Origin of the sequence: Novosphingobium rosa NBRC 15208, assembly GCF_001598555.1 — a bacterium.
Taxonomy (GTDB): Bacteria; Pseudomonadota; Alphaproteobacteria; order Sphingomonadales; family Sphingomonadaceae; genus Novosphingobium; species Novosphingobium rosa.
Genome location: NZ_BCZE01000027.1, coordinates 90,700 through 102,054 on the forward strand (window position 1 = coordinate 90,700; position 11,355 = coordinate 102,054).

At 63.9% G+C, this 11,355-nt stretch carries 7 protein-coding genes; 4 read left to right on the forward strand and 3 right to left on the reverse strand.

Annotated elements, in window-relative coordinates:
- Positions 1-62 precede the first annotated feature (62 nt).
- The 4 genes from SR3_RS11440 (at position 63) to SR3_RS11455 (ending at position 7,821) form a co-directional block, all read left to right on the forward strand.
- On the forward strand, positions 63-2,153 hold the full coding sequence (locus tag SR3_RS11440) for a TonB-dependent receptor (protein ID WP_068085535.1): 2,091 nt from the start codon (positions 63-65) through the stop codon (positions 2,151-2,153).
- 241 nt (positions 2,154-2,394) lie between these two features.
- A complete protein-coding gene (locus SR3_RS11445; RefSeq protein WP_068085537.1) occupies positions 2,395-5,136 on the forward strand; it encodes a TonB-dependent receptor in 2,742 nt (913 codons plus the stop codon).
- Positions 5,137-5,144: 8 nt separating this feature from the next.
- Complete coding sequence (locus tag SR3_RS11450; RefSeq protein WP_068085540.1) at positions 5,145-6,230, forward strand: Ca2+-dependent phosphoinositide-specific phospholipase C; 1,086 nt, start codon at positions 5,145-5,147, stop codon at positions 6,228-6,230.
- Between the two features lie 10 nt (positions 6,231-6,240).
- On the forward strand, positions 6,241-7,821 hold the full coding sequence (locus SR3_RS11455) for a CehA/McbA family metallohydrolase (RefSeq protein WP_068085543.1): 1,581 nt from the start codon (positions 6,241-6,243) through the stop codon (positions 7,819-7,821).
- Positions 7,822-7,877: 56 nt separating this feature from the next.
- On the opposite strand, the gene SR3_RS11460 is transcribed toward SR3_RS11455, so the two are convergent.
- The 3 genes from SR3_RS11460 to SR3_RS11465 form a co-directional block, all read right to left on the reverse strand.
- Positions 7,878-9,296 (reverse strand): GGDEF domain-containing protein, encoded by a 1,419-nt coding sequence (locus tag SR3_RS11460; RefSeq protein WP_068085545.1) that lies wholly within the window; start codon positions 9,294-9,296, stop codon positions 7,878-7,880.
- A 352-nt stretch (positions 9,297-9,648) separates the two neighbouring features.
- On the reverse strand, positions 9,649-9,864 hold the full coding sequence (locus SR3_RS31280; protein WP_157098796.1) for a hypothetical protein: 216 nt from the start codon (positions 9,862-9,864) through the stop codon (positions 9,649-9,651).
- On the reverse strand, positions 9,842-11,206 hold the full coding sequence (locus tag SR3_RS11465; protein ID WP_218018809.1) for a sugar porter family MFS transporter: 1,365 nt from the start codon (positions 11,204-11,206) through the stop codon (positions 9,842-9,844). The genes SR3_RS31280 and SR3_RS11465 overlap by 23 nt, the downstream gene beginning before the upstream one ends.
- Between the last annotated feature and the right edge of the window lie 149 nt (positions 11,207-11,355).

The following is an 11,355-nucleotide window of genomic DNA, read 5'->3' on the forward strand; positions in this document are numbered from 1 at the left end:
TGCATTGCAATAGCTTCAACCCCTGACTATGGCTCCTGTCAAACAAGGGGCCATCTTCCATCATGCGCGCATCATTCCGTTCGCTTCTGCTCGTCACGCTCACGCTGCCCGCCACGGCGGCCTGGGCCGGCGCACCCGCATCCGAAGCGCCGACAGACGCTTCCAACATCATCGTGAACGGCGTGCGCCCGCCCCGATCCTATGCGGTCGACGACACCAATGCCGCCAAGATCGCGGCGCCGCTGCGCGACATTCCGCAATCGGTCACCGTGGTGCCGGCGCAAGTGCTGCTCGACCAGCGCGCCCTCTCCTTGCAGGACGCCCTCAAGAACGTGCCCGGCATCGGCATGAGCTCGGGCGACGGCCAGCGCGATCAGGTGTTCATTCGCGGTTTCACCGCCATTGCCGACCAGTTCGTCGATGGCTTCCGCGACGATGGCCTCTATTTCCGCGATCTGTCCAATGTCGAGCGGGTCGAGGTCGTGAAGGGCCCGGCGGCGGTGCTCTATGGTCGCGGCTCGTCGGGCGGGTTGATCAACCGCGTGACCAAGAAGCCGACGCTGAACATCATGTCCGCCACCTTCACCGCCGGCAGCTATGACACCTATCGCGGCGAGTTCGATGTCGGCCATTTCGACCCGCAGGCCGGTGTCGGCGGGCGCATCACCGGCGCCTATGAGGATGATGGCAGCTTCCGCTCGCAGCAATTCCTCAAACGCAAGGCGGTCGCCCCCTCCTTCGTCTTCGGGCAGGGCAAGGACACCACCGTGCTGCTGCAGGCCGATTATCTGATGGACAGCCGTCTCAACGATTTCGGCATTCCGGCGATCAAGGGCCGCCCGGTCAATGTCGATCCCGGCACCTATTATGGCGCGGCCAATGCGCGGGCGACGGATGTCGCGCGCTCCGAAGTGTTCTCGCAGACCGTCACGCTGACCCAGCGCATCTCGGACACTTTGAGCTTCCGCGACGGTTTCCGCCATTATCACTACACGCTGGACCGCCATAACACCAATGTGACGGCGGCCAATGACACCACCGGCATCATCACCCTCAGCCATGGCGGCATCGCGCGTGACGAGGATGGTTGGTCCAACCAGGCAGAACTGACGCAAAAGCTGGCTGTCCTCGGTATCAAGAACACGCTGCTGTATGGTTGGGAACAGGCGCGTCAGGCCAAGGGCGCGATCACCCTCGCCTCGCGCGTGGTGGGCACCACCTCGGCCTTCGCGCCGGTGCTGCCGCAGGTCGATCCCTCCAGCTTCACCGCGATCAGCGCCAGCAACATCAATTATTTCAACGTCACCGGCCTTTATGCGCAGGATCTGCTCGATTTCGGGCATGGCATCAAGGCGCTGATCGGTGTGCGTCACGACCGTTTCTCGCAGCGCACCGTGCAACGCATCGCGGGGCAACCCAACCTTTCGCGAGTGGATAACACATGGAGCCCGCGCGCGGGCCTCGTCCTTCAGCCGGATGCGAAGCAGTCCTATTACGCCTCGTGGAGCCGCAGTTACCAGCCCTCGGGCGAGACCTTCGCGCTTGCCACCACCAACGCCAACCTTGCGCCGGAGAAGACCGAGAACAAGGAAATCGGCGCGAAATACAATCTGTTCAAGAACCGCCTGTCCCTGAATGTCGCCGCCTTCATCCTGCGTCGCACCAACATCAAGGGCACCGATCCCACCACCAATGCGGTCGTGCCCATCGGCACCCAGCGCACACGGGGCGTGGAGCTGTCTGGCACGCTCGATCTGGGATCGGGGCTGAAGGCGATTGCCGGCTATTCCTATCTCGACAGCGTGGTCGTCGCCTCGGCCACGCCCAGCTTCGTCAACAAGAGCGCGACGCTGACGCCGAAGAATCAGGCCAATCTGTTCGTGACCCAGACGATCGCCAAGCATTACGGCATCGGCGGCGGCGGCAATTATGTCTCCAACCGCTGGGCGGACCCGGCCAACACCACGATCCTGCCGCATTACGTGACGCTCGACGCGATGGGCTGGGCGGAATTCGGGCCGCTGCGGCTGCAGATCAACGTCTATAACCTCACCGACAAGCGCTACATCGTTTCCGGCCACGGCACGTCGGCGCTGCTCAACATGCCCGGCGCGCCGCGCAGCGTGCTGGGGACCGCCCGGATCAGCTTCTGAACCCCCATGACCGATGCGACCTTTGCAAGCGTCAGGCCGCATGCGGACATGCACCGATTGAGGTCATTTTCAATCGCATAACGCGCCGCCCTGCCCTTTCCGGCCTCCGCCGGAGGGGACAGGGCGGTCTGGCGCATCGCCTCTTGCCCCGGCTGCCATAAAAAATTGAAGACTGTCACAAAAACGATATTTATCGCTATCATATGTAGCGGCGATCGAGACAGCCGAGGGTCATTTTTCCATGAAGTCAAAATATTGGGGCGGCAGCACCCTGCCGCTCACAGCGCTGGCCTGTGCGCTGGCCACGCCCGCATTTGCTGCGACCGCGCCTGCCGCGACCGATGCCGCGGACGCCGGTGACGGCCAGATCATCGTCACCGGCGATCACATCGCCAACCCGGTCAAGCTGAAGAAAGAGTCCGCCGCCACGGTGGAGGTCATGTCCGCCGAGGAGATCGCCAGGCAGCCGGGCGGCAACATCGTCGACATCATCTCGCATCTGCCGGGCCTGACCGGCTACAGCGACATGGGCCTGGGCCAGGCCGCGACGGGCGAGAAGGAATTCGTCACCATCCGCGGCATCGACGCCAGCTACAACAGCTACACGATGAACGGCATCGAAGTGCCGACCGCCGATTTCTCGACCCGCGCGCTCTCGCTCAAGATGATCGCGCCCTATGGCATCGCCAATGTGACGGTCACCAAGACCCCCACCGCCGACATGCCCGGCGATGCCATCGGCGGCGTGATCGATATCGCCACGCCCTCGGCCTTCGATTTCGCCAAGGGGCGGCTCAACAAGATCACTTTGGCCGGCACGCTGTCGGGCAAGGCGGTGGATATGGGCTTTCCGGCGGCGGGCGGCACGGCGCAGGGGGAATTCGCCCGCACCTTCGGGACCGAGAAGCAGTTTGGGATCTACGCCACCGCCTATTACGACAACCGCAGTTCGGTGGGCACCACGCTTCAGGCCCGCAGCTATACGCCCACGCTGGAAAGCGAGGCCAATGTCAGCGACTGGCGCAATCTGAAGGGCGGGGTGTCGCTGCAGGGCCTGCAGTCGGACTTCTACCGCGACCATATCAAGCGCTATGGCGGCAACATCGCGCTCGATTACCATGGCGATCGCCAGACGCTCTATCTGCGCGGCACCTATGGCCGCTATGAAAACAGCGCCACCGACAGCCAGCACGGCCTGTTCTCCATCGCCACCGGCTATGACGCCAGCGGCAGCTTCGTACCGGTCGGCCTGCTGTCCAGCGGCTATTTCCAGACGCGCGACCAGACCACCTCGCTGGCCTCGGTTCAGGCGGGCGGCGCCACCAGATTCAGCGACCGCCTGACGCTGACCTATGACCTTTCGGTGGGGCGCAGCACCTGGGCGCGGCCCAACTATGTCGAGGGTTCGCTCTACGGCCAGTACATCGTCGACGGTTCGGCCAATTTCGACGCCGCCAACCCCGCCGCGCCGACAGTGGCCTACACCAATGCCACCGCACGCAACTATGCCAGCAATGCCGACAACACGGCCCTCTGGAAGTTCCAGGGGTCGGACAGCGGCGCTTCCAACATGCTCTATGCCGGCAAGGTGGGCGCCGAATACAAGGTCGGCAATGGCTGGCTGGACAGCGTGAAGGCGGGTGCGCGGGTCAGCATTTCCAAGCGCTATGAATATCAGCATCAGTTCATGGGCAACAATGGCGACAATTTCGTCATCAAGGATGCGGCGGGCCATGTCGTGGCCTACACCAATCCGCAGGGGCCCACGGTCAGCCAGCTGGCGGGCACGGCGATCACCGATGCCTATGGGCTGGCGTGGAAAAGCTTCGATCGCTCCACCTTCGTCAATGGCATCGTGCCCTACAAATACACCAGCCAGTATGGGCTGGATCCCGACACCGGGCAGGTCACCGGCAATCCGGGCGTCTATACGGTGAACGATTATCTGCGCAATTCGGTCTATGGCACAGAAAGCACCTATGCCGCCTATGTGCAGGCCAATCTGCATCTGGGGCCGGTGCAGGCGGTGGCGGGGCTGCGCTATGAATACACCGATTTCAAGGCGACCCAGTGGCAGGTGCTGACCACCGACACCGGCGGCTGGGTCAAGAGCGGGAACACCTATGGCGAACTGTTGCCCAGCCTCAATCTGGTGTGGCGACCGGATCAGCAATTGGTGGTGCGCGCCTCGGCGCATCGTGGTTTCTCGCGCCCCGCTTTCGGGCTGATCGCCGGGCCCGAGACGGTGACCATCGACGATATTTCGGGCACGCGGTATATTTCGCGCTCGAACCCCAATCTGAAAGCCACCACCTCGAACAATTTCGATCTGGGTGTGGAGTGGTATGGGCATGACGGCTCGTTCCTGACGGTCGCCACCTATTACAAGGCGCTGCAGAACTACATCTTCACCGCCAGCGCCACCGGCAGCCTGCCCAACAGCGCCAGCGGCACGCTGGGCGATGTGACCATGCCCGAAAACGGCACCTCGGCGCATCTCTATGGCATCGAGCTGAGCGCCAACCACAAGCTGAAGGAGCTGCCCGGGCTGCTCTCCGGCTTCGGCATCGGCGCCAATGCCACCTTCCAGCACAGCAGCGCCGATGCGGGCGCCGCCTATGACAACCGCAAGACCTGGCTGCCCCGCGCGCCCGAGCAGATGTACAATGTCAACGTCAGCTATGAGCACGGGCCTTTCAACACCATGCTGACGTGGCAGCGCACCGGGCTGCAACTGCTGAGCCTGACCAGCAACAATCTGGACCAGTATCTGCAACCTTCCAGCACGCTGGACCTCAATGTCGGGCTCAATCTGGGCCATGTGACCTTCGGGCTTCAGGTGCAGAACCTGCTCGACAAGGCGCAGTTCTGGAAGACGATGGGCAAAGGCACGCAATATCTGGGCACGCAGGATGGCGGGGGCAACGGCTCCTATGTCCAGACCGGGCGCTTCTTCAAGCTGACGGCGTCTTACCAGTGGTAAGGGGCTTGATGGCGGCCGGGGCGATCCCGGCCGCCGCCCTGCTGCTGGCAGGTGTCGCGCTGGCGCAGCCGGTCGAGGGCATGCCGGGTGATCTGCGGCTGGATCAGCTGCAGGAACTGGGCTCGCACAACAGCTACAAGCGCTATCCTTCGGCGGAAGAGGATGCGCGGCTGCTGGCCCTGGCCCCGCAATACCGGGATGAGCTGAGCTACGGCCATCCGCCGCTTGAGGCGCAACTTGCGCTGGGCATCCGCCAGATCGAGATCGATGTCGCGCCCGATCCTGAAGGCGGGCTCTATGCCACACCTTACCATATGGCCGCGCCGGCGCTACGCGATGCGATGATGGCGCCGGGCGCGAAGGTGCTGCATGTGCCTCAGCTCGACATCGAAAGCCATTGCCTCACCTTCCGCGACTGTCTGGCCGTGCTGCGCCGCTGGTCGGACACGCATCCCGACCATCTTCCGCTGACGGTGCTGGTCAATGCCTCGGACCACCCGCCGATCAAGGGTTTCTGGCTGCATGATGCGGTGTTCGATGCCGCCTCGCTGGAAGCACTGGATGCCGATCTCCTCGCGGTGATCGGGCGGGAGCGATTGATCACGCCCGACGATGTGCGGGGCGAGCGCGCCACGCTGGCGCAAGCCTCCCACGATCACGCATGGCCGACGCTCAGGCAGGCCAAAGGTCGCTTCCTCTTCGTGCTGGACGGCAATGACCATCACGAGGCGCTGTACCGCAGCGGTCATCCCTCGCTGCGGGGCCGCGCGATGTTCGGCTACTACCCCGAGGATGCGCCCGAAGCGGCGGTCTTCAACATTCAGGAACCGCGCGGCCATGAAGCGGAGATCGCCCGCCTGCTCCGCGCCGGCTATCTGGTCCGCACCCGCGCCGATGCCGACACCAAAGAGGCCCGCGCCAACGATTCCACCCGCCTGAAGTCCGCCGTGGCCTCGGGCGCGCAATTCGTCAGCACCGACTATTACGACGGCGTGCCCAACCCGCAGGGGCTGGCCTATCGCGCCAGCCTGCCGGGCGGGCGCAAGCTGCGCTGCAACCCCGTCACCGCCCGCTGCCCCGCCCATAAGCCTTAAGGACGCCCCGATGCCCCGCACGCTGCTGCTCGCCCCTGCCCTGCTTGCCCCTGCCCTGCTTGCCCCTGCCCTGCTTGCCCCTGCCCTTCTTACCATGGCGCAACCCGCCCTCGCCGCGCCCCTGCCGGACGTTGTCCTCACCGGCACGCTTCACGACAGCGATCGCGCCACCTACCGGGAACTGCCCTTCGATGTTCCGGCGGGCGTGACGAAGATGACCATCGATGTCGACGGCGCCGATCCTTCCAAAGGCACCTATCTGGTGCTGGGCGTTTACGATCCGCAGCGCGAACGCGGCTGGGGCGGCGCCATCAAGCCGCATATCACGCTGGCCGAAACCTTCGCCTCCACCTCCTATCTGCCCGGCCCTCTGCCTGCCGGACGCTGGCGGCTGAGCGTGGCGGTGGCCTTCATCAAGCCGGGCAATGTCACGCCTTACAAGGTCACGGTCCATTTCGATCAAGGCCCTGCCGCGCAGGTGCTCGATCCCGGCGTGAAGAAGGCGGGGCCGGGCTGGTATCGCGGCGATTTCCACGTCCATACCGGCCAGAGCGATGCCCAGTGCCGCTCCGTCCCCGGCGGCAAGGCGGTGCCGTGTCCGGTCTGGCATTCGCTGAAGGCGGCCTATGACAAGGGGCTCGATTTCGTCTCGGTATCCGACCACAATGTCACCTCGCACTATGCCGAGCTGGCGCAGGACGCCCCCTATTTCGACAGCATGCTGGTGATCCCGGGCCGCGAAATGACCACGCAATACGGCCATTTCAATCTGACCGGCATCACGGATTTCATCGACTTTCGCGTCGGCGGCGCCGGCTATCCATCGGTGAACGCCATCTTCGACGCCGCCAAACCGACAGGCGCGCTGATCTCCCTCAACCACCCCGAAATCCCCACGGGCGAAACTTGCCTCGGCTGCGGCTGGTCGGCGCCTGACACCGATTTCAAGCGGGTCGATGCCATCGAGGTCGCCAATGGCGGGATCGCCGCCGATGCGGGCGGCCATTTCGACGATGGCTCAGGATCCGGCACGGCATGGTGGGAGGCACAGCTTAACAAGGGCCATCACCTCACCGGCATCGGCGGCAGCGACAACCACGATCCGCTCGATGGCCGGGCGGGCACCTCGCCGGTGGGCGGGCAATCGCCGGTGGGGATGCCCGCCACGGTGGTCTTCGCCCAGAACCTGTCTCAGCGCGATCTTCTTGCCGGGGTGCGCTCGGGCCGGGTGTTCATCGATCTGGGCGGCGCCAATCCCGCGCATCTGCTCGATATGGCAGCCGGCGTCAAAGGCGGGCCGATGGCGCCCATGGGGTCGACGCTGGAGCGCGGCGCCTGTCTGGCGGTGGCAGGTCAGGTGCATGTGCGCGGCGAGAAGGGCGCGCATGTCGATCTGATCGTGGATGGCCGCCATCAGGGGCTGCCGGGCGGAGGAGCAATCGCCTCGGACGAGGCCACCATCGATTTCACCCTGCCCGCCGCGATCCAGGCCCGCTGGTTTCGAGCCGATGTGCGCGGCGCCGATGGCAAGCGCCTGCTGATCGGAAATCCGATCTATCTTGAAACGCGCAAGGCTTGCGCGAAACCCTGACCCCCTGACAGACCATCCACCTTCGTCGCCCTTATCGTTGACCGGCGTATCACCGATCAGCCGGGGGCGGCGTTGGGGAAAGGCAAGTCTTCGAGGAGGCGGACCGCATTGCGCCCGCCGCGCTTGGCCTCATAGAGCGCCTCATCAGCACGTGACAACAGCGCTTCGGGGGTGTTGGCCTTGGTCATACGCCCCCAGCCAACACCGATGCTGACGGTGACGACACCGCCCTCAGCCGGTGAAGGCAGCGCCATATTCAGCACGCAAAGCCGCATGATCTCCGCCAGATCCCTGGCCTGATGCGCGTCACAGGCGGGCAGGATCGCCACGAATTCCTCGCCGCCGTAACGCGCCACGAAATCGCCCGCCCGGGTGGCGCAGGAAGCCAGCGCCTTCGCCACATCGCGCAGGCGGCAATCGCCTTCGGGATGTCCGAACCGATCGTTGAGTTGCTTGAAATGATCGATGTCGATCATCAGGATCGCCAGAGAGCCCCCGCTACGGCAGGCACGCGCCCATTCAGCCTGAAGGGCGACGTCAAAGCTGCGCCGATTGGGCAGGGCGGTCAGGCCGTCGGTCCGCGAGAGCGCATCCAGCCTGTCCCGCTCCTCGAGATTGCGCAGATGCGCCAGAATGTTTCGCAAGCCATAAACCAGCGTTGCCAGCGCGAACCCGGCCATCGTCCACACCGGATGCGTCCAGACCAGCGCCGTTGCCACCGCGAGCAAAGTGGCGGGCAACATCAGCGGACTGGCCGCCTGCACCAGCCTTTCGCGCCTGAGGGGAATCTGGACGGGGCGATCCTGCGTGGGTTGCGCATGGGCCGCCATCACCATCAGCGCCAGAAACGGAAGATCGATGATCACATCGACCATATCGCCGAAATCGGCGTTTTCCTGCCAGTGGTTGATATAGGCGGCTGTCATCAGGTAAAGCAGCGCATAGACCGAAAGGGCCTTGAAAAACGCCCGCTCGGCAGCATCGCGGCAGGCAGAAAAGCGAACCAGCGCGAAAACCGCGATGAAGACATTCTCGATATCGAACATCCGCGCCAATTTGCCGGCGCCCTCCACGCTGGCGCCCGCCATCGTCGAGAATGTGGAGGTATGGGCGAAGAACAGCCCCCCCAGCGCCGCAGCAAGTATGGCATCGACCAGTCTCACCGGCCAGGCTTCGCTGGTGGGGCTGGCTGTGGCGAAGATAATGGGCACGCCATAAAGGACGAAAAGCAGCATGGAGGCGATCGACTCCCCCGTGACATTGCCAAGCGCGAGATAGACCAACACATTGGCAGCCATCCCTCCGGCCCATAAGAGCATGGCCAGCGCGAGCAGCAACCAACCCTGTGCCGCCCCGGCCCTGCCTCGCCACCAGCACAGCAAGCCCGCGATAAGCGGAGCCAGCGTGAGAAAACCCAGCGAAACGACGGATTTGTGTTCAGGGATCGCCTGCCCGGCAAAGGCATGACACATCATGAACGCGCAGGGCAGGCCATATCGCCACCCCCTGAGCCCTGGGAAAACCATGGCAAGCTGACCAGGGGCGAAGCGTGCCTCCATATCCGTTTCTCTCCAGAGACCTTCTGGCCTCAAGGATGGGCTCGTCTGGTTAGGAAAGGGTAATGAACTGCCTGAAAGTCCCTGCGAGTTGTCCCGCGCAGATCGAATTAACAAAAATTATCACGCGCCCGCCTGGTTTACGCCGAATTTCAAAGAGCTGCATCTTCGGGCGCAAGAGAGAAAATGCATACATTTCCATTATTTCGCATGCAAGGCTGAGAGCGCTCTCTTCTCCCCCCCTTCTTCAGACTTTCCCGCCTTGCTTATCTTACTCAGACCCCAGACAGGCCTCGCCGGCAAAGTTCCGGTGATCGATCACCTCACGCCTGCCGACATCGATGACATCGCAGGCAAGGCGGCCACACGCTTTGCCAAAGATGCCGATCTGCTGATCAGCGATACCGTCGATCCGGGACCAGATGAGCGTTGCTGTCACGTTGCGCGCAGCGGCGCGCCATGTTTCAACCGACGTGAATGTCCTCAAGCACGATGCCATTGGTTTCGGGCATGGCTTTCCAGGTCCAGATCAGCTGCAGGATCATCATCGCGCCGAAAAACACAAAGACCCATCCCCCCACCTTCGCGGCAAAAACCGGAAAGAGCCAGGTAATCGCCGCCGCCATCACCCAATGCGTCGTGCTGCCCAGCGCCTGCCCCTTGCCACGCACAGCGCTGGGAAAGACTTCCGAGATAAAGACCCAGATCACCGCGCCCTGAGACACCGCAAAGGCCGCGATAAAACCAAGCAACCCCGCCAGGATCAGCGATCCATTGGGCGCCGCGGCCTCCAGCTGATAGCCGACCAGCAACAGCGCCCCCGCACATAGCACCGAACCGACATAAAGCAGGGGCTTGCGACCGAACCGGTCGATCAGGAACAGGGCAAGGATCGTGAAGGCAAAATTGGTGCCCCCCACCGCGATCGACTGAAGCAGCGCACTGTCTCCCTTCGCCCCGGCGAGTTGAAAGATCTTCGGCGCGTAATAAAGCAGCGCATTGATGCCGGAGAGCTGATTGAACATGGCGATCGCCACCGCGCAGGCCACAGGCTTGCGATAGGTGGCGCCGAACAGCCTTGTCTCCACCGCCCCCGTCAGCTGCGCCCCGGCCTCCTGAATGCGAGCCAGTTCGGATCGCGGATCGGCAAAGCCCAGCCGCTGCAACACGCGCTCGGCTTTCTCGGGCAGGCCGTTGATCGCCAGCCAGCGCGGGCTTTCGGGCAAAAGCAGCGTCATCAGCAGATAGAGCGCCGAGGGCAAGGCCACGATGCCGAACATCCAGCGCCATGCCACGCTTTCCGCCACCAGCTTGGAGACCGCATAGTTGGAGAGGAAGGCCAGCAAAATGCCCAGCACGATGTTGAACTGGTTGAGGGCCACCAGCCGCCCTCTGAACCGGGCCGGAGACACCTCGGCGATATAGATCGGCGTCACCACCGAAGCCGCACCAATGGCAAGTCCGCCCAGCGAGCGGAAGGCGATCAGCACAGGCCATTGATCGGCCAGCCCCGTGCCCAGCGCCGAGATGACATAGCAGATCGCCACCACCAGCATCACCTTGCGGCGACCGAAGCGGTCCGCCGGCGCTCCTGCGATCAGCGAGCCCAGAACCGTGCCGATCAGCGCGGAGGCCACCGTGAAGCCCAGCATCGCCTCGCTCAGCCCGAAATGCGCCTGCAAGGGCTGGGTCGCGCCGGAGATGACAGCCGTGTCGAAACCGAACAGCAGCCCGCCCAGCGCCGCCCCGGCCGCGCTCAGGACAATCGACACGGTGATATGCGCCTCATTGGCCTCGTCCGCGGCCTGCGGTGGAAGGGGGCTATGCATGGGTGCTGTCCTGCGTGAGAGCGTCATGGGCGGCGGATGGCGCGGCATGCCAATGCATCGGCCATTGGCGCGTGGCGGTGCGATAGGCCATGGCCAAGGCGCCGGTGAGGCCTGCCGAAGGGCCCGCCGTGGGCGCCGCGACATAGGCC

What these genes read in the sequence shown, in the direction of transcription:
- SR3_RS11440 (WP_068085535.1), top strand. Translation starts at nt 63, where the DNA reads ATGCGCGCATCATTCCGTTCGCTTCTGCTCGTCACGCTCACGCTGCCC.
- SR3_RS11455 (WP_068085543.1), top strand. Translation starts at nt 6,241, where the DNA reads ATGCCCCGCACGCTGCTGCTCGCCCCTGCCCTGCTTGCCCCTGCCCTG.
- SR3_RS11450 (WP_068085540.1), top strand. Translation starts at nt 5,145, where the DNA reads ATGGCGGCCGGGGCGATCCCGGCCGCCGCCCTGCTGCTGGCAGGTGTC.
- SR3_RS11460 (WP_068085545.1), bottom strand. Translation starts at nt 9,296, where the DNA reads ATGATGTGTCATGCCTTTGCCGGGCAGGCGATCCCTGAACACAAATCC.
- SR3_RS11445 (WP_068085537.1), top strand. Translation starts at nt 2,395, where the DNA reads ATGAAGTCAAAATATTGGGGCGGCAGCACCCTGCCGCTCACAGCGCTG.
- SR3_RS11465 (WP_218018809.1), bottom strand. Translation starts at nt 11,206, where the DNA reads ATGCATAGCCCCCTTCCACCGCAGGCCGCGGACGAGGCCAATGAGGCG.